This is a genomic window from Chryseobacterium sp. CBo1, from assembly GCF_001693475.1.
Lineage (GTDB): Bacteria > Bacteroidota > Bacteroidia > Flavobacteriales > Weeksellaceae > Chryseobacterium > Chryseobacterium formosense.
Window position 1 is genome coordinate 91,651 of the sequence record NZ_MAUH01000001.1, and the last position, 20,316, is coordinate 111,966.

The 20,316-nt window shown below is 40.2% G+C and carries 16 protein-coding genes; 9 read left to right on the forward strand and 7 right to left on the reverse strand.

The annotated features are described in order from the left end of the window. Nucleotides 1–5,436, reverse strand: coding sequence for an N-6 DNA methylase (locus BA768_RS00525; RefSeq protein ID WP_065719288.1), 5,436 nt, complete (start codon nt 5,434–5,436; stop codon nt 1–3). After that, nucleotides 5,423–5,860 carry a DUF1896 domain-containing protein gene (locus BA768_RS00530; RefSeq protein WP_028298702.1) on the reverse strand — a complete coding sequence of 146 codons (438 nt, stop codon included), beginning with the start codon at nt 5,858–5,860 and terminating at the stop codon, nt 5,423–5,425. The genes BA768_RS00525 and BA768_RS00530 overlap by 14 nt, the downstream gene beginning before the upstream one ends. Nucleotides 5,861–6,024: 164 nt before the next feature. Here BA768_RS00530 and BA768_RS00535 point away from each other — a divergent pair, with 164 nt between their 5' ends. The 9 genes from BA768_RS00535 (at nt 6,025) to BA768_RS00575 (ending at nt 14,958) form a co-directional block, all read left to right on the forward strand. Beyond that, on the forward strand, nt 6,025–6,588 hold the full coding sequence (locus BA768_RS00535; RefSeq protein ID WP_065719289.1) for a helix-turn-helix domain-containing protein: 564 nt from the start codon (nt 6,025–6,027) through the stop codon (nt 6,586–6,588). A gap of 88 nt (nt 6,589–6,676) precedes the next feature. Then, complete coding sequence (locus BA768_RS00540) at nt 6,677–9,094, forward strand: heavy metal translocating P-type ATPase (protein WP_065719290.1); 2,418 nt, start codon at nt 6,677–6,679, stop codon at nt 9,092–9,094. 101 nt (nt 9,095–9,195) lie between these two features. Beyond that, on the forward strand, nt 9,196–9,420 hold the full coding sequence (locus BA768_RS00545; RefSeq protein ID WP_065719291.1) for a heavy-metal-associated domain-containing protein: 225 nt from the start codon (nt 9,196–9,198) through the stop codon (nt 9,418–9,420). A gap of 199 nt (nt 9,421–9,619) precedes the next feature. Beyond that, a complete protein-coding gene (locus tag BA768_RS21170) occupies nt 9,620–10,000 on the forward strand; it encodes a hypothetical protein (protein ID WP_165601759.1) in 381 nt (126 codons plus the stop codon). A 93-nt stretch (nt 10,001–10,093) separates the two neighbouring features. Further along, nucleotides 10,094–10,972: a DUF3347 domain-containing protein gene (locus BA768_RS00555; protein ID WP_065719293.1), complete on the forward strand. Its 879-nt coding sequence runs from the start codon at nt 10,094–10,096 to the stop codon at nt 10,970–10,972. 45 nt (nt 10,973–11,017) lie between these two features. Further along, entirely contained in the window at nt 11,018–11,512 is a 495-nt protein-coding gene (locus BA768_RS00560; protein WP_065719294.1) for a DUF305 domain-containing protein, read from the forward strand. A 39-nt stretch (nt 11,513–11,551) separates the two neighbouring features. Beyond that, nucleotides 11,552–12,214: a DUF3347 domain-containing protein gene (locus BA768_RS00565; protein ID WP_065719295.1), complete on the forward strand. Its 663-nt coding sequence runs from the start codon at nt 11,552–11,554 to the stop codon at nt 12,212–12,214. A gap of 1 nt (nt 12,215) precedes the next feature. Continuing rightward, nucleotides 12,216–12,665 (forward strand): heme-binding domain-containing protein, encoded by a 450-nt coding sequence (locus BA768_RS00570; RefSeq protein WP_065719296.1) that lies wholly within the window; start codon nt 12,216–12,218, stop codon nt 12,663–12,665. Nucleotides 12,666–12,687: 22 nt separating this feature from the next. Next, nucleotides 12,688–14,958: a multicopper oxidase family protein gene (locus BA768_RS00575; protein WP_065719297.1), complete on the forward strand. Its 2,271-nt coding sequence runs from the start codon at nt 12,688–12,690 to the stop codon at nt 14,956–14,958. A gap of 44 nt (nt 14,959–15,002) precedes the next feature. On the opposite strand, the gene BA768_RS00580 is transcribed toward BA768_RS00575, so the two are convergent. The 5 genes from BA768_RS00580 to BA768_RS00600 form a co-directional block, all read right to left on the reverse strand. Continuing rightward, complete coding sequence (locus BA768_RS00580) at nt 15,003–15,881, reverse strand: ORF6N domain-containing protein (RefSeq protein WP_026706432.1); 879 nt, start codon at nt 15,879–15,881, stop codon at nt 15,003–15,005. After that, nucleotides 15,881–17,965, reverse strand: coding sequence for a type IA DNA topoisomerase (locus tag BA768_RS00585; protein ID WP_028298779.1), 2,085 nt, complete (start codon nt 17,963–17,965; stop codon nt 15,881–15,883). The genes BA768_RS00580 and BA768_RS00585 overlap by 1 nt, the downstream gene beginning before the upstream one ends. A 3-nt stretch (nt 17,966–17,968) precedes the next feature. Continuing rightward, complete coding sequence (locus BA768_RS00590) at nt 17,969–19,441, reverse strand: DUF3945 domain-containing protein (protein ID WP_065719298.1); 1,473 nt, start codon at nt 19,439–19,441, stop codon at nt 17,969–17,971. Nucleotides 19,442–19,526: 85 nt separating this feature from the next. Next, entirely contained in the window at nt 19,527–19,835 is a 309-nt protein-coding gene (locus tag BA768_RS00595) for a helix-turn-helix domain-containing protein (protein ID WP_065719299.1), read from the reverse strand. A 12-nt stretch (nt 19,836–19,847) separates the two neighbouring features. Next, complete coding sequence (locus BA768_RS00600; protein WP_065719300.1) at nt 19,848–20,216, reverse strand: helix-turn-helix domain-containing protein; 369 nt, start codon at nt 20,214–20,216, stop codon at nt 19,848–19,850. Between the last annotated feature and the right edge of the window lie 100 nt (nt 20,217–20,316).

Consider the following 20,316-nt stretch of genomic DNA (forward strand, 5'->3'; position numbering starts at 1 on the left):
TTATATTATCCCTCTTGGCAGATGAGTACCTTTTGTCTGAATAATACTACCAGCAACAATGGGTGTATGCTCTTGTTTCTCAACTTTATTTTCGGCTTCATCGTTGGGGTCTTCTTTAGATTTTTTCATAGATAGCAGTATCTTCCGTTCAATGGCAGCCAATTCCGTTTTGAGTTCACTCAATCGGTTTTCCTTAGACCACGTACCATTAACCACTTCCTGAAGAACAGGTAAATCTTTTTGTGTTTCCGCAATTTTCTTTTGCTCCTGTTCGATATAGCCGGGCAATTTCTCCAGTGCATTAAGGAAGTTCATAGCCGCCAGCTTCTCATCTTTAGCAATTAAACCGTTGTTGTAGGTATATTTGATATTGCACTCTCCCTGCACTAAAAAGCGGTTTACCCGTATATCCACGCCCTCCTTTTCGGACATTTCGGTTTTTACCAACAGCGTAAATCCGTACAAACTACCGATTTCTTCATACTGACCTCCGGTGCGGGCTTTGTCCGCAAGCTGGTTGAGCTTTGCACCGATTTGTTTAATATCCGCATTGGGCGGTAAACCGTCCAACTGTACAGGATTTGCAATTGTACCGTCCGAACGTTTTTGTATGCGTTGCTGTAAGTTTTCCCAATCGAGGCTCATTCTGTTTAATCGGGATTGCGTACTATCCAGCAATTCCGTAAAGTCTTGCAGCTTGTATTTGGCACTGAACTTGGAACGGTTAAACGCCTGTTTTTCGCTTTCCAATCCGGCAATCTGTTTTTCTAATTTGGCTTTATCCAACAGGTCGGTATTTCCTGATAGGATAGCCACGTATTCCGAAAAGTTCATTCCTGATTTTTCGTCCATACTGCCCTCGTCAATCGTTCGTTTGCCGAGATTGTTGTTTTTTAATTGGTCTATGAAAAGTTGCTTATTGTACAGGAGGTTAAACTTATAGCTATCCAATGATTTTTCTACGGCATAGATAATCACATCTACTTTGTTATCGGCAAAGAACTTGGCAATCTCATTGCCTTTACGAACAGCTCTGCCATCCCTTTGGGCAAGGTCGCTCGGTCGCCACGGCGTATCTAAATGATGAACGGCAACAGCTCTTTTCTGTGCGTTTACACCTGTACCCAACATACTTGTAGAACCGAACAGCACACGGATTTTACCCTCGTTCATTCCCTTGATAAGCTCCTTGCGTTGCTTATCATTTTTTCCCTCCTGTATAAACCGGACTTCGTGTGCAGGTATGCCGTGGTCTTCCACGAGCTTGCGTTTGATTTCGGAGTACACATTCCATTCGTCCGGCTTGTATGTTCCCAAATCGGAGAAAATGAACTGCGTTCCTTTCTGTGCGTTGTATTGGTTGTAATACTTGGCAATGTTTGCCGCACAATGCGAAGCCTTATTATCGGGGTGGTCATCATACGCACCGCTTACCATCCGCATATCCAAAGACATTTTGCGGGCGTAGTCCGTTGCGATAAGCATCTTTGCTTTTTCTTCGCTTTGTGATAAAGGTTCTCTTCCTAATAAGGTAGCATTTCCTGTTTTGGCAAACTCCATTAGCTTTTTGATAAAATCTTCCTGGTCTGGAGTGGGCGGTATGTTATACAGTACCTCGTTTTTATTAGGACGGTCAATGCCTATATCTTTCGCTGTTCGGTAATCTGTGATTTCCGAGTAGAATTGCGCCAGCTCCGGCACTTTGATAAAGTAGCGGAAACGCTCTTTTGCCACGATATTATTAGCAACCGAAAATTCATAATCGGTTGTTTTCCTTGCATAGATAGCCGCCCACGCATCAAAAGAATGAATGCCCTGTTTTTCCAATGCCTGTGGTCGCAGGTATTTAAACAGTAGGTACAGTTCCGTTAGTGAGTTGCTGATGGTAGTACCTGAAAGAAAGGTCGCTCCCATATCCGCATTTGTGCGTTCCTGAATGGTACGGATAGCAAAGAGCAGGTTCAATGCCTTTTGGCTGCCATCCACATTGCCCAATCCGGCAACCCTTGTATGCCTTGTATTGAACATCAGGTTTTTGAATTGGTGGCTTTCGTCCACAAACAAATGGTCGATGCCCATCATCTTAAAATCCACCACATCATCTTTGCGGTTCTCAATATCGTGTTGCAGGGTTTTGAGTTTTACTTCGAGATTTTCTTTCCGCTTGATTACTCCGGCAAGCATCCCTCTGGTAACTTCCTTGCCTTGCGATTGCAGGGCATCAAGGTTACGCTCTACGCTGTCTAATTCTATTTGGAGTATTTCTTTTTGAATTTCGGGCGATTGCGGTATCATTCCGAATTGGTCGTGTGTCAGTATCACACAATCCCAATCGTTGTTTTTAATGTCGCCAAAAATCCGCAGGCGTTTTTGGGGCGTAAAATCTTCTTTGCCCGGAAACAGGATTTTTGCGTGTGGGTAAGCAGTGCGGTAGGCTTCAGCAATTTCGTGAACATTACTTTTCAGCCCAATAATCATAGGCTTATGGGCTAACCCCAAACGCTTCATTTCCTGTGCAGCCGTACACATTACCAACGTTTTTCCTGCACCTACTTCGTGGTCGCAGATAGCACCGTTGTTCAGCTTTATCATCCAAACGGTGTCCTTTTGGCTTGAATACAGGTCTTCAATGCCCAATGCCTTACGGTCTAATCCCGGAAAGTCCTGATGGCTGCCGTCATAGTTCGGACGGACGAAGCAGTTAAACGTATCGTTATATTGGTCAGTCAACCTGTTTTTAAACTCATCGTTTTGGGCGTGAAGCCAATCGGTAAAGGCGGTACGGATTTCATCAATCTTGGTGTTCGCCATTTGTATGGCTTCCATATCCCGTACCTTGACCTCTTGGTCGCCAACCATCACTTTTTTGGTAATATCAGGCGTGGTATTGACAAGGGCGTGTTTGAGCAGGGCAATCCCGTCAAACGTCCGGCTTTCGGCTTTGACGGCGTATTTCTCCCAAATGTGCATATTCCCCTGATGGCACTTTACGGAAAAGTCATCGGAGCTTTCGGAATAATGAACGAGTACATCTGCATCGAACAGGTGTGAAGCAAAACGGGCGTAAATGCCTGTGGGTATCCAGCGTTCGCCCAAATTAAAATCGAGTTCCTCAAACTCAATTCGTCTTGGGCGGGCTTCTTCCAAAACCGTAAGGCTTGCTTTGGCTTCGGTATCATCGGGATTGCGTTCGAGGTAGGTTCGTACCTCTTCGGCTTTCTCCACCACGTTGCCAGCAATCCAGCGTTCGGATATTTCATATTCCCTTTGTAAAGGATTGTAGAAAATACGACCGTGTAAATCTTCTTTCAAAGCATCATCGGTCATACCACTGATTTCGGACATATAGCCCAAATCCACGCTTCCGTATTTGTTCAGCGAAGCCGCTAATGCTTCTTCGGGATTGTCCGTTGCTATTGTTAAGGTGGAGAAACTTACAGGACGGCTGAATATATCCGCTTTGTGTACCACGCCACCAATGATACGTTCCAAATAAGGGATTTCCTTACCGGAGCTATCCGTTTTGATGAGCTTGATATTATCGGCACTGTTGAGATTTCCGTACCTTTTGACAAAGGCATCGTAAAGGCGGTTAAGGGTTTCCCTTTCTTCCTTGTATTCGGTCTGAAACTTTGCCTCTTTATTGTAAAGGTCTTGGTAAACATCACGTACAGCAATGTACGCTTCGGCTCTTGCTTTCTGTAAGGTCGGTAACTGCAAAGGGTGGAAAACTGCTGTACCGTCTGATGTATCTACATCTTGCAGATGACCGACCCAACCATTATCCACAACAAGACAATCGTTACGGTGGTACGATTGCAGTTCGCCACTATAAGGAGCAGGTTCGGGAATGGTATTGGGAACGGCTGGCTTATCAGCTTGGCCATTCCCGTTTATTTGTGAAAACAGGTCGCCGATAGCTTCCTGTTTTTTACCATTAGTAGATGTATTTCCATTGGTAGCTCTATTAGTAACAGGGGGCGTATAAGGTTGCCGCATCACACTGCTGAACAGGTCAGGTTGGCGACCTATTGCACCTCTTCTTTTGTTGGTGCTTTGCCTTTTAACTTGTGTCGTTTTTTTGGGTGGAGCAGCAACCATTACAGGCTCGTCCACATTTTCAAACAAGTCGAAAATGCTTAGTTGCTTTAATTCCTGCGGACTTTCCCGATTGATTATAGGAACAGATAAAGATTGTATTTCCGGTTGAATGGTTACAGGTTCGATAACCGGAGGTGTAACCGTTGGTTCAATCGGAATTTGTATTAATGGCTCATCGTTTCGTTCGCCTTTGTATAAATTCAAATTCAGGTGCCTGCCAAAATCTTCGGAAAGCATTTGTTTGAGGTCTTTGGAAATCCCTTCAACGCCGCCTTTATGCGTATAGATTAGGGCAGGTTGCCCGTAAGGGTCGGTATCTAATTTACGGTCGGTATGCACAATTCTTGTGCTGTCCTGAAAGAGTGCATTGCCCGGTGTATTGTATTCTGTTTGGCTGCTTCGGCAAAACAGTTCTTCGGCTTCGGTCAAGTTTTGTTTTGCCGTATTCTTTTGCAGGATAATAAGGTCGCTGCCGACTTCCGTTCCTGCATATTCCGTAAACAAGTTGTTGGGTAAGCGGACAACCGAAACCAAATTATTACCCTGCATCAACGCCCTGCGTATCGGTTCGTTCTTCGGGCTGTTCAGAATGCCCTGTGAAGTAATGTAAGCCAGCAAACCGCCCTCACGGAGCATATCAGCACCTTTCAGGAAAAAGTAATTGTGTATGCTTCGGGATGCCTGTACTTTTGCACTGTCCTTGCTTCGGGAATAGGAAAGGTCGAAAACGGAAGTATCGCCAAATGGAATATTACTGGCGATTACATCAATGCTGTTTTGTTCCTTTTCGGAGATTTCCTCAAAACCGCTTATGCGGATAGTGCTTTCGGGATACAGCTGTTTTAAAATCTTGCCTGTGAGCAAATCCTTTTCATAAGCAGTAACACTGGCTTTTTGATTTTCTGAAAAGGATTGTATGAAAGACCCGATACCAGCGGAGGGTTCGAGGAATTTATCAATGTTCAGACCGCTTTCACGCAAAGTTGCAGAAATCGCATCTATGACCTGTGGCGGTGTATAAAAAGCCGTCAGAACAGAGCTTTTCATACTATCCACATACCTGCGGTATTGCTTTTCGTCTTCGGAATTTTCTTTGAGTAGCTGGTGGAGCTCCTGCGTAATCGGGAAAAGGTCGTGTTCAGTCTTTCTCCAATTGTTGATGTCTATTTCGTTCGCTATGGGGTTCAATACGAATTTAAGACCGCCAAATCCGCTGTATTGCATCATTAGCAGTCTTTCGCCTACGGTGGCTTGCCGTTTCTCCTTTTCCAGTTTAAAAGCAATTCGCAGGGCATCAATGTTCTGTTGGAGATGTTGCTTTTTACTGAAGCCCATTTTCCTCTATCCATATTGCGATGGTTCCGGTTATTTCGGTATAGAGCAGGTCAAACTCATAACCGTATGCGAAATCATCGGTTAGTTCATAGCCGGAGAAAACAGGCTCGCAAACAGGAAACATTTTAAGGGAGAACGGTCGCAGTTCCTCATCTGCCATTATGGTATCAAACTCATTGCATACCACCTGAAACACGGTATCGAATTTGGAGAAATGCAAGCCCTCAAAAAGTATGTAATTGGCTATTTCGTTGCATTGCTCAATAGCGTTTCCCGAACTAAAAGCCCCCTCGTAGGCATTGGCAGCCCACGAAGAACGTTGCTCAACAAATTTTTGGTCGTTTGCTTTTTCGGGGAAGCTGGTATTTAATAATTCTTGTAATCGTAACCTGAAATACGATAGGTCTTTTTGCTGTGTATCCATACTATAATTTTGTTTAGAATTTTACTTGAAGCCTAAAATTATAGCAGTAGATAAGTGCCTTTGAAGATGTGGCAGGATTTGGCGTTGAGAGGCAGGATTTGGCGTTAAAAGATATAATGCCAAAGATTAATTTGTACCTTTGTTAAGGTCGTAAAAAGGTATATATGAATACACTCTTTATTAAAAATATGGTTTGCAACCGCTGTATTATGGTGGTACAAAATGAATTGGACAAGTTGGGTTTAAACGTAAAGAACATAAAACTTGGAGAAGTAGTACTTAGCAAAGAACCTACAGCCGAAGAAAAAAATAAATTGGATAAAGCCTTAGTTTTATTAGGGTTTGAACTCATTGATGATAAGAAAAGTAGAATTATCGAAAAAATAAAGAATATAATTATTGAGTTGGTTCATCATCAAAACAACGATGCCAAAACCAATCTTTCAGATGTGTTAAGCAGTCAATTACACCACGATTATAATTATTTATCCAACCTGTTTTCGGAGATAGAGGGTACTACCATTGAAAAATACTTTATAGCCCAAAAAATAGAAAAGGTAAAAGAGCTATTGGTATATGATGAACTGTCTTTGAGTGAAATTGCTTTTCGTCTGAACTATTCGAGTGTAGCTTATTTAAGCAACCAATTCAAAAAAGTAACAGGACTGACACCGAGCTATTTCAAGCAAATACGGGATGATAAAAGAAAACCTTTGGATAAGGTCTAAGTAAATCTTACAAATCCATTCCATAATTCCACAATAATTCCCATCCATATTATCGCCAATTTTGTATTGTTAATTAAAGCAAGCGAAAATGGCAACAAATAAAAATAAAGAAATCATCTATCTTCCGTTGGAAGATGTAGAAAGCGAGCATTGTGCATTAATCGTTGAAAAAGGATTGGCACAGGTAAAAGGCATAGAAACCCACAAAGTAGAACTGAATAATCGCAGGGCAGCCATTACAGTAAATAATACAGAAGTTGTAGGCGAAGCGGTAAAAGTAATTAAAGATTTGGGTTATGGCGTTTCTACTGTAAAAAACACCTTTCCTGTTTTGGGTATGACCTGTGCTTCTTGTGCGGGCAGTGCTGAAAGCATCGTTAAATACGAACCAGGTGTAGTAAACGCTTCTGTAAACTTTGCCACGGGAAATCTTACCGTTGAGTATCTTCCCAATATGACCGATGCTGCCAAACTGAAAAAAGCAGTTCAGTCCATCGGTTACGATTTGTTGATTGAAGATGAAACCAATCAGCAGGAAACATTAGAAGCCATCCACACTCAAAAATTTCAAAAACTAAAAACTAAAACCATTTGGGCGGTTATACTTTCTCTTCCGGTAGTAGTGATAGGTATGTTTTTTATGGATATGCCTTATGCCAACGAAATTATGTGGTCATTTTCTACACCTGTTGTATTGTGGTTGGGCAGGGATTTTTTTATCAATGCATGGAAGCAGACAAAACACCGTTCAGCCAATATGGATACATTGGTAGCATTGAGTACAGGTATCGCCTATCTGTTCAGTGTATTCAATATGTTGTTTGCCGACTTTTGGCATCAAAGAGGATTACACGCCCACGTATATTTTGAAGCAGCGGCGGTTATTATTGCATTCATCCTGTTAGGGAAACTGTTGGAAGAAAAAGCCAAAGGCAATACCTCTTCAGCTATTAAAAAGTTAATGGGGTTGCAGCCGAAAACTGTCATCGTGATACAAGCGGATGGAACAGAAAAACAGACCGCTATTGAAGAAGTAAATGCAGACGATGTTATTCTTGTAAAGCCGGGCGAAAAAATTGCGGTGGACGGTATGGTAACTTCGGGTAGTTCCTACGTTGATGAAAGTATGTTGAGCGGAGAACCTGTACCTGTATTGAAAAACGAAAACGAAAAAGTATTTGCAGGAACTATTAACCAAAAAGGAAGTTTCCAGTTTAAAGCGGTTAAAGTAGGAAAAGAAACAATGCTTGCCCATATCATCAAAATGGTGCAGGACGCACAAGGAAGCAAAGCACCTGTACAGAAATTGGTAGATAAGATTGCTGGTATCTTTGTTCCGGTTGTGATAGGGATTGCCATTCTCACATTTATCCTATGGTTTGTTTTAGGAGGCGATAACGGAATTGTTCAGGGGCTATTGGCAGCCGTTACGGTATTGGTTATTGCCTGTCCTTGTGCTTTGGGATTGGCTACACCTACGGCTATAATGGTTGGCGTTGGCAAAGGTGCTGAAAAAGGTATTTTGATAAAAGATGCCGAAAGTTTGGAATTAGCGAAAAAAGTTGATGCCATTATTTTAGATAAAACAGGAACAATTACAGAGGGAAAACCAGAGGTAACAGGCGTTCAATGGCTGAATAATGATGATGCGACCAAAGACATTTTATTAAGCATCGAAAAACAATCGGAACACCCATTGGCAGAAGCGGTGGTAAAACACTTAGATGGAGCAACAACCACAACTTTAACACAATTTGACAGTATCACAGGTAAAGGAGCAAAAGCCAATCATAATAACGAAACCTATTTTGTAGGCAATAAAAAACTATTGGCAGAAAACAATATCAGTATTGCGGAACAATTACAAAATCAAGCCGATGAATGGGGCAAACAATCGAAAACTGTTATTTGGTTTGCCGACAGCAAACAGGCACTTTCCGTATTAGCCATATCAGACAAGATTAAAGAAACATCTGTACAGGCTATCAAAGAAATGCAGGATATGGGCATCGACCTGTATATGCTAACCGGAGATAATGAAGCTACTGCCAAAGCCATTGCAGAGCAAACAGGCATTAAGCATTACAAAGCAGAAGTATTGCCACAGCACAAAGCCGATTTTGTAAAAGAGTTACAAAGTAAAGGTAAAGTAGTGGCAATGGTTGGGGACGGTATCAATGACAGTACCGCTTTGGCAACAGCCGATGTGAGTATAGCAATGGGCAAAGGTTCGGACATTGCAATGGACGTCGCCAAAATGACCATCATTTCATCAGACCTGACTAAAATACCGCAGGCAATAAAATTGTCAAAACAAACCGTAGCCACCATTAAGCAAAATCTGTTTTGGGCATTTATTTATAATTTAATAGGTATTCCCATTGCGGCAGGTATTCTCTATCCGATAAACGGTTTCCTATTAAACCCGATGATTGCAGGTGCAGCAATGGCATTGAGTAGCGTGAGCGTAGTAACTAACAGCCTGCGGTTGAAATGGAAAAAGTAAAACAGTAAATCTCACAAATCAAATAAGAAATTCCGCAATAATACAGAATGGTATCGTACCGAAATTTGTATCAATAAATAACATTCTAAAAAAGTAAAAAAATGGAAAATAAAAATCTTCAATTCAAAACAAATATTAATTGTGGCGGATGTGTAGCATCTGTAAAACCGCATTTAGACAATGCTGATGGCATTTGCCATTGGGAAGTGGACACAACTAATAAAGACAAGGTATTGACCGTAAAATCGACGGGAATTACAGAGGAACAAGTTATCGAAACGATACAAAAAGCAGGTTTTAAAATAGAGCCTCTGACTATAAAATAACTTTCTATTTGGGATGCCTATCTAATTATTTTCATTTGAAATATTTGAAGGTAGTAATTAAATAGGTATCCCTTTCAAGGGAACGGAAATCGCTAAAAAACTTATAGAGTGCAGTATATAATTTAGGTTGAAGATTTAAGAAAGTGCAAAATATAGCAGTTAAAAGAAATAATTTCATAATTTTGTAGTGTTGAAAAATTTGAGTAAACATATCAGCTTTGTCATCTTATTGTGTTTGGGCTTTTTCCTAATGCCAAGCATAAGCTATGCTTGTGCAAAAAAAACAGCTAAGACAGAACAAAAAAGTTGCTCAAAAGAAAAATCTGAAAAATCTCAACATAAAGACATTTGCAAGGACAAGTCCTGTAAAAAATGTAAGGATGGTCACGACTGCGACGGCAATTGTAAACACGGCTCTTGTGGATGTAGTACTTCTTCATCTTCTGTTAGTTTACAAATACCAATAGATTTAAAAATAACAACCCCTTTTGCCGAAACTAAAAAGCAAAAATTCGGGTTTAAACAAGCCAACTATTCTTCGGGCTACTCTTCCATTTGGCAACCGCCTAAAATAAGCTAAAACGGTGGCTTGTTAGCCACAGGTATGTCTTGTCGAAAGCTATTTAGTTTTCGCACAATCTTTGTTTATCTTACTAAATTAAAAATTTTCAAAATGAAATCATTATCAAAAATAGTGATGGTAATTGGCGTATTACTATCATCAGTAAACAGTTTCGCACAAATCAAGAATGCGAAAACAGAAACCGTAAAAATTTACGGCAATTGCGGTATGTGTAAAGCCACTATCGAAAAAGCAGGAAACGTGAATAAGGTAGCCAGTGTAGAATGGAATAAAGATACCAAAATGGCTACGCTCAACTATGATGATAAAAAAACAAATCAGGATGAAATATTGAAACGAATTGCTTTGGCTGGTTACGATAGCGAAAAATTTTTAGCACCTGATGATGTTTATGCTAAACTTCCTGGATGTTGCCAGTACAGCAGAGAATTAAAGCCAGTCGCAAAATCTAATGATGCGGGTATGCATATGAAAAATGAACACGCCAACCATAACCAAAGCGATATGGCTAAAAAAAATACCGCTGAAACGCAAAATGCAACACAACTTAAAGCCGTTTTCGACAATTATTTTTCAGTGAAAGATGCTTTGGTAAAAACTGATGCAGGTACTTCATCGGCAAAAGCTGCCGAATTGGCAAAAGCTATCAAAGCGGTAGAAATGGCAAAACTTTCTACTGACGAACATACAACTTGGATGAAAGTAATGAAAGACTTGACAGTAAATGCCGAAAAAATTTCCACTTCTAAAGATGTTGCAAAACAAAGAGAAACATTCGCTTTGCTTTCCAAGAATATGTACGAATTAGTTAAGGCATCAAAACAAGAAACACCTGTTTACTATCAGCATTGCCCAATGTATAACAATGGTAAAGGTGCAAATTGGTTAAGCAAAGAAGAAGCAGTTAAAAATCCATATTACGGTTCTCAAATGCTTACTTGTGGCAGTGTACAAGAAACTATTAAATAACAAATAAAAAGCAATTGTTATGGAAAGTATGAAAACCAACACGGAATGCAACATACCCACAAGAGTGAAGAAAATAATTCCAATCATTCTTTGGCAATGTACAAACGCTTTGCTGTAATGGCTGTTGCAATGTTTGTAGCTATGTATTTTATTATGTATGCTATGATTGACGGATTGAATAATCTTATCCCAAACATCAACAATTTATATATGACGCTGCTAATGGTTTCAGCAATGTTGATTATTGAATTATTGATAATGAAAGGAATGTATCAAAACAAAAAAATCAATTGGGCTGTAATTACAGTTTCTCTTGCGATTGGTATCTTCTCGTGGTTTGGCATTAGGGAGCAAATAAATGTGGGCGATAAGCAATTTGTAAAAGGGATGATACCGCATCACGCAGCAGCGGTATTAATGTCCGAAAAAGCTAAGCTTACCGATCCCGAATTAATTGAGCTACAAAAAAACATACTCGAAACACAAGCAAAGGAAATCGAATTTATGAAGCGAAAGCTGAAAGAATTTGAAAACAAGTAAACAACAAAAATTTCTTTAATAACATTAAATAGCATTAAAATGAAAAATATATTTTTCTCCATCATCGCATTGGCAACGGTTGCAACAATAACAGTTTCGTGCAATCAGTCTTCCAATAAAAATAGCACCCAACAGGCTAATGATAGCACCGGAGTATCAGAAACTAAGGATTTATCATCAGCGGTACAAAATGATACTGTAGCTACTGTTACTTCAACAGATATGTCTTCTCAGAAAGAGGAAAAGTCCACTGTAAAGGAACAAGCACAAAACTTTACAATCACACCGATAATTAAGGATTATTTGGCTTTGAAAAATGCACTCGTTGCTGATAATGATAAAGCAGCTGCAAATGCTGGAAAACAACTTTTTGCTACTTTAAAGAAGGTGGATATGAAAACCATACCTGCCAGCAAGCATAAGGAGTTTATGGATGTTTTCGAAAATGCTAAGGAAAATGCAGAACACATTGGCGACAATGCTGGTAAAATAGACCACCAGAGAGAGCATTTAGCATCGTTAAGTAAAGACGTTTCCGACCTTATCGCATTGTTTGGAACAACTCAAAAATTATATCAGGACTATTGCCCAATGTACAATGATGGCAAAGGTGCAGTTTGGATTAGCGAAGCTAAAGCAATAAAAAATCCGTATTACGGTAGTCAGATGCTTACCTGCGGTTCTGTAAAAAAAGAATTTTAAAATGAACAGAGTATTAAAGATAATATTAGCAATAGTGCTGTTTATTTTTATTGCAATTCAATTTTATCAGCCTGCCCTTAATGTAGATAAAGGGCAGGTTTACACAACAGATTTTACCCAATTCTATAAAATGCCTGTTCAAGTAAAAGCGATGTTTCAAACCTCTTGCTACGATTGCCATAGCAACAATACCAACTATGTTTGGTACGATTACATACAGCCCGCAAGAGCATTGGTAGAGAGCCATATCAAAAACGCAAAAGAAGATTTGAATTTCAATGAATGGGGTACATACTCAAATAGGAAACAAGAAAGATTATTAAACTCAATCAAAGAACAAATAGAAACGAAGCAAATGCCCCTGTCCTCATATACACTGATGCACAAAGATGCAAAACTGAATGACGAGCAAATCAAAACATTAACCGACTGGCTAAAAGAACAGGAATAAGTTTCATTAATAAAATATCAAAATGAATATACCCATAAATAGTAAAAGGAGATTGTTGCAAGCGGTATTTATACTGCTGTGTTCGCAATCCGTTTTTGCACAAAAAGTAGTGAGATATGAGCTGTATGTAAAAGATACGCTTGTAAACTATGCAGGCAAAGAAAAAAGAGCTATTGCCGTAAATGGACAAATACCAATGCCTACACTTACTTTCACAGAAGGCGATACAGCCGAAATAGTAGTCCATAACCAATTAAAAGAAAGTACCTCGCTCCATTGGCACGGTGTGTTCCTACCTAATAAAGAAGATGGTGTGCCGTGGCTGACACAAAAACCTATTAAGGCAGGTACAACTTATACCTATCGTTTTCCGATTATCCAACACGGAACGCATTGGTATCATTCCCATTCAGGTTTGCAGGAGCAAATTGGAATGTATGGCAGTTTTGTAATGAAAAAACGTAATGACGATAAAACCTTTAGAAAAGGAATTGATGATTTGCCGACCGTACCCATCATTTTAAGCGAATGGACAAACCTAAATCCCGATAACATTAACCGCATGTTGCATAATGCCAATGATTGGGCTGCGATAAAAAAGAACGCTACACAGTCCTACGCGGAAGCAATCAGGGAGGGGCATTTCAAAACCAAATTGACCAACGAATGGAAACGGATGTTGGCAATGGACGTAAGCGATGTGTATTATGACAAAATATTAATCAACGGAAATCATACTACCGATTTAAAAACAGTTGATGGCAAAACACTAAAAGCGGGAGATAAAGTAAGATTAAGAGTGTCAAACGGCGGAGCATCATCCTATTTTTGGTTACGATATGCAGGCGGTAAAATTACAGTAGTAGCCAATGATGGGAATGATGTAGAGCCAGTAGAAGTAGATAGATTAATCATTGCGGTTTCCGAAACTTATGATATAGTGGTAACAATTCCTGACGATGGAGTTGCCTACGAGTTTTTAGCCACAACCGAAGACCGAACACAATCGGCAAGCTATTTTGTAGGCAATGGCGTCAAACAGTTAATATCGCCGCTCCCAAGATTGAAATATTTTGAGGGGATGAAGATGATGAACGATATGATGAAGATGAACGGCGATTTGGATGATATGGGTATGAAAATGAGCCTGAACCAAATGGATATGAATGTGGTAATGTATCCCGAAATTACTGGAGAGGCTAAACCTAAAGAAGACCATAGCGGGCACAATATGAATATGGATAATGACCCCAACCGTTACAATGCAAATGCTTTGGGAGAAATAAAAACACTGAATTATGCAATGTTACAATCTCCTTACAATACAGAACTTCCTAAAGATGCTCCGGTCAAAGAATTGAAGTTTACCCTTACGGGAAATATGAACCGATATGTATGGAGTATGGATAATAAAATACTTTCTGAAACCGATAAAATACCCGTAAAAAAAGGAGAAATTTTACGAATTACCATATATAACAACTCAATGATGCGCCACCCGATGCACCTGCACGGTTTCGATTTCAGGGTAATCAACGGTAAAGGCGAAAAATCACCACTCAAAAATGTTTTGGATATTATGCCGATGGAAACAGATACTATTGAGTTTTTAGCTAATGAAGAAGGAGATTGGTTTTTCCACTGCCACATCCTTTATCATATGATGTCGGGGATGAATAGGGTATTTGCTGTTGACGATTATCAAAATCCATATTTGCCCAACAAAAAACAAGCCTACAATAAATTGCAGAGAGAAAGCAATATGCCGCACTTTATGGCACAGAATGATTTTGCAACCAATGGAAACGATGGCGAAGCAATGTTTCAAAATGCAAGATGGAGTTTAGGTACAGAATGGCGTTTAGGCTACAATGATATGCACGGTTACGAAGTGGAAACGCATTTGGGAAGATATATCGGTAAAATGCAATGGTTTATGCCGTTTATAGGCTTTGACTGGCGCTACCGAAGAATGGGAATAGACGAACAAGAGAAGAACCTGTTCGGGCAAAAGAATGAAAAAGATACACGTAGAGCTTTAAGTTTAGGTTTTATGTACACTTTGCCAATGCTGGTTAATTTTCAGGCAGAAGTATATCACGATGGAATTGTACGATTGTCGTTGATGCGTGAGGATATTCCTATCTCAAAAAGATTAAGAGGTGGTTTTATGGTCAACACCGATAAGGAATTTATGGGAGAGCTTAGGTATATTATCAATAAAAACATTGGTATTCGTACTCACTACGATAGCGATATGGGTTTTGGTGTAGGGCTTGCGTTGACTTATTAGACCTTATAAACTAACCCCTCCGAAATTTCAGAGGGGTTTATTTTTCACTTGTTTAAAATTTGAAGCATCCTACCGATTTCAATATCCATTCTCGAAAAGGCAAACCATTTTTTGCCCAGGTCTTTCAGTGATGCTCCGATATGGTACAGTTCCGTACTGTCAATAATCAAAAATCGGTCGTGTGCATCGGAGAAAATCTCTACTTCGATAGACGGATATTGACTATTGTAGCGTTGCAGGTCTAACCGTAACTGATTGCTGATGCTTTTTGTGTAGATAGTAGCGGTTACATTGGTATTGCGTTTTCCCAATAAGGTCAGCACCGTATCGTCCACATAATTATCAAGCAGGGTAATGGAGCTTTTGGCACTTCGGATAATATCGGAAACAAAGGTATAGGCATCAAATACCTGCCCATTGTAGAAAATACCTTTTTCGGCGTGGAGCTTGTCGCTTTCAAGAGCCTTAAATATTTCCTCAAATTTTTGGTCGGCTTGTAATTGTTTCAGTTCTATATTGTCCAAACGATGGAACAGCGAAGCATTGCTGATGAGCATTTTTCGCATTTCTACAAAGGCTTCCATAATTTCAACACTGACTTTAACCGCTATATCTGAGCGGAGTATGGCAGAAGCCATTGCGACCCCTTGTTCAGTAAAAACATAGGGCAAATACCGTCTTCCACCGTAGCTTAAACTTGAGGTTCCAATTTGGAACCTCAAGTTTTCAACTTCCTCTTCGGTCAGTTGAAAGCAAAAAGAAACGGGAAACCTTTCAATATTTCTTTTTACGGCTTTGTTGAGGTTTTTTGTTTCCACTTGATATAAGGAAGCGAGGTCGCTATCCAGCATCACTTGCCTTCCACGTATGGAATAAATCAGATTTCTGATTTCCTTTGTGCTAATGGTAGGCTTATTTTCCATTACTTTTTGTAGCTTTTATTTTTGGCAAACTCAAAAGAGGTTTTGCAATCCTCATTCAACACGATATAAGCATCGAATTTCTTTCCGGCTTTGCTTTTCATTCCTTTGATAAGTGAAGTTTTCTTTTTATTGACAAGGTTTTCAATATCGGCTAAGCCGATTTGTACGCCACACACATTGCGGAACTGTACCCAATTACAAACTTCATCAGGACACTTCACTATTTTATCACGGATAATGAGTTGCTGGCTTTTGCATTTCGGGCAAACCAATTTAGGCAGGTTGTTTTGGGCAATGGAAGCTTGTAACAATTCATTGGTAATAGATGAGGCGTAAGTTTCCATTTCTTTTTGAAATGCCTCTGCATCTGTTTCGTTATTTTCGATTTTTTGCAAAGCCAATTCCCATTCGGCGGTCATTGCCACATCCGCAATTTTACGGTCTTTGACCAATTCGTACACCTGCAATCCTTTTTCGGTAGGGATTAAGGATTTCTTTTCCCGTTGGATATAATTGCGGGTAAACAAGGTTTCAATTATTGCGGCTCTTGTAGCCGGAGTGCCAATACCGATATTTTGCAAGGCTTTCCGTTCGTCTTCATTTTCGATTTCCTTTCCTGCACTTTCCATAGCCGACAAAAGCCCTGCTTCGGTATATAATACAGGCGGTTTCGTTTTCTTTTCCAAAACGGAGGCTTCTTTTATTTTAAGTTCATCGCCTTTTTTTATTTCGGGCAAATCCTGTACAGGTTCGGTATCATCATCGGAGAAACTGCCTTTGATGGAACGCCAGCCTGCTTCGATAACCTTACAACCCTTTACTGTAAAATCATAATGCAACGCTTGTAAACCTACATCGGTTATCTCTTTGATGCAGGCTTGTGAAAGGGCTTCGAGCAATCGAAAGGCAATCATATCATAAACGGAGTTTTCCTTTGCGTTCAGGGCTGATGGGATTTTATCAGTAATCAATAATCCGTGGTGGTCGGTAACACGCAAATCGTTTACAATACGTTTATTGAACCGTCCCCATTTCAATTTCCCTACGGCTTGCTTGCAGGTTTCGCTGTCCTGCAAAGCCCTTACGAGGTTGGGGATTTCTGCCCACACATCTTCAGGAATGTACTTGCTTCCGGTGCGTGGGTATGTGATAAACTTCTTTTCGTAAAGGCTTTGGGCAATATTGAGCGTTTCTTCCGCAGAAAGGTTCAGCTTTTTGTTGGCTTCTTTTTGCAAGCCAGTAAGGTCGAACAATAGAGGCGGTTGCTCTATAATGCTTTTGGTTTCCACCGATGTAACCGTTGCCGTTTTACTTCGCTGAACGGATTTCAGCGTATCATCGGCAAGTTTTTGGTCTTCCCATTTGGTTTTGGAAATGCTTTTAAAATCTATCAGTTCTTTGTTGTGCGATAACTGTATCTGCCAGTATTTCTTTACCGAGAAATTTTTATTTTCCAAATAGCGTTTGCATATCAAAACCAGTGTAGGCGTTTGCACTCTTCCGAGCGAATAAATGCCATTTCCTGCGGCTATGCTCAACGCCTGTGTAGCATTGATGCCCACGAGCCAATCGGCACGGCTTCTGCCTTGTGCCGCCTGATACAATCCATCAAATTCTTTTCCGTCTTTGAGATTATCAAACCCCTGCTTAATGGCTTTTTCGGTAAGCGAACTAATCCAAAGCCGCTCAAAAGGCTTGTTGCATTTTAGGTATTCATAAATGTACCTGAAAATGAGTTCGCCCTCACGTCCTGCATCGGTGGCTACAATGATGCTGTTACTACGGTTAAAAAGCTGTTCGATGACTTTCAGTTGCTTTAATGCACCCGTATCCGCTGTATAACCTTTGTCTTTTTTGACCTTTCGGACGGTCAGCAAAAACGGGTTTGGGAGTATTGGCAAAGCTGTTTTGTCAAACCCCGAAATGCCGTAATCTTCGGGCATTCCCAATCCGATTAAATGACCGAATGCCCACGTAACAAAATAGCCGTTACCTGTCAAGTAGCCGTCCTTTTTATCGGATGCTCCCACAAGTCCGGCTATTTCTCTTGCTACGCTTGGTTTTTCTGCAATTATTGTTTTCATATTTTACATTTTTCTGCCTTTGGATTTTGCAGGAGCTTGTGGCTTTTCCTGTTGCTCCTGCTGTTGTTTGTTTTTCGGTCTTTGTTGCCCCGACCTCAAAGGCTCATTGATATTTTTGGTCGCTTCGTTGGTCTTGCCCTCCGAATTGACGGCAGTTTGCGTTTTATGAGCTTCGGCAGGTTTTGCCTGTGCTTTAACTTGGCTTGGAAATTGGAAGTTCGTTTTTCCTGTTTCTGCATTGAAAGTGATATAACCCTGATACGGTTGCCCTTTTTTATCCCTCAATCCGTCAATATAGACGGTTTGCCCGGCTTTGAAATCCTTGTGCTGCTCATCGGTCAATTCTTTGCCTCTGAATGTTTTTGGAGCTTCCTGCGGCTGGCTTTGTTGGTTGGTTTGTTGATTGTTCTGCCCATTGCTTTGCGTTTGCCTGTTGGAGTTACTACGGTCAAAAAGGAACTCCACATAGCGTTTGTCTGCATTGAACTGTACCGTTGCTGAAAATTCCGTTCCTTTCGTGGAAATCATACCCTCTAACTTTAGCGGTTTTCCCTCCATTAAAGTTTGTTTTTGTACATCATTCAGTTTTACACCCTTAATTTCATCAGGAATTTTTATGAAATCCGTTCGTAATGCAATTACATCGTTTGTCAACCTATCTATACTGATAATGGATGGTATTAGGTCGCCTGTTTTTGAATTGACCAGATTAACCACACGCCCCATATTGCCCGTTTCGAGCAGGTTTTTCTTGTCCTCATCAGTAAACTTATGTCCGAAAAATTCAAAATGCAGGTTGGGTTCTTTTTTTATGCCGTGTATTCCCACCACAACTTTCCCGTCTTCTGCTTGCTGTAAAGACAAGCGGGCATCCGTTCGGAGGATAGTACCGCCGAGGTTAACACCAATCGGTAGGAGTTCATTGGTTTTATAACCTTTCAATAAAGGTTCAAGTAGATTTCTCTTTTCAAGGTATTCCTTGCTTAATCCAAGATTGGTCATAGTGTCCCAATCAATCTGTTCCGGTTTGTAGCGGTATTCGCTGGCTTCCGGTGTTGTTGTTTGTGTTGTTGCCATATCATTTTTATTTTCTTGTTTTTTATCTTGTGAAGGTTCTGTTTTTATCTGCTGTTCTTTCATTACTTTTTCGCCTTCTGGAGTTGGCTTATCCACTTGTTTTTGCATTTCCTGTGCTTTCTCAACAGCAACAGGTGCAGGCACTTTGAAGAAAGTAAAGTTTGTAGGGTTCTTTAACTGGCTGAAGAAGTTGGAGAAGAAGTTGGAAAAAAAATCACCGCTTTTGTCCACACGCATAAATTGGTTTTGGTTTTTCTTTGTGGGATCAACGGTTTCCATTTTTCCGTTTTCGTCGATGCTTTTTACGGCTTGGATTTTCATTTTCTCTTTATCCAGCACTAGCAATATATCCGAAAGCTGTTCGGGCATATCCTGTTTGTTTGTGGTTTCTTCACTCATAATCTAAAAAATTTTAAAGTTCGATGTCGAAAGTAAAGGAAGTGTTCACTGCATTGCACTAATTGGCACTCAAAGGCAGTGTTTGTCACTTACTGGCGTTCAGTTTAGTTGTAGGAGGATTAAAACTTTCCCGGATAAACTGATGCACATCGGACAACTTATAATACAGTTTTCCGCTTATTGTGTAATAGGGAAGTTTTCCAATGGAGCGATACCGTTGCAGGGAACGAGGGCTGATTTTCAGCATTTGAAGTAGATCCTGATTATCGAGGAGTTCTTCACCGTCTATGCTGTTTCGTTTCTTTTGCAATTCATCTATATTGTCGCCCAGCATATCGAGGCGATCCATCAGCCGCTCCATCCAAGCCAAAAATTCCATTCTGTCAATATTCATAAGGATATACTTTTAAGGGTTCATACCTGTTTTTTTATCAGCCTTTAGCTTTCTGCCTTTCTCGATATAGCTTTTACCTTTTGCCATAAGCTCCTGCACATACTCGTCACTGCTCTGTACAGCATTGGCGTTAAGCATATTCTTAATAGCCCCAATGGTGTAGAAATACTGACCGTAGATTTTTGAATAAGCTATCTCGCCTTTGGTACGCATACGCCATAAGGTCTTTTCACTGATGTGCAGGTATTGGCATATCTCGTGGTTATTGAGCCATAGGTCATCATAACTTTTGTCTTCCTGTCTTTTTAGATAGTCTGCAATGGCGTTGATACGGCTGTTGAGCTGTTGCCATGCTTCTTCTTCAATAGTTATTATTTTCATTGCACAGTATTTAATGTTCACTATGCAAAATTGTGAAAGGTGGTAATGTTTGTCTGCCAATCTCTACCCATTGGTTTGTCGGTTTTTTGAAAATTTTCAC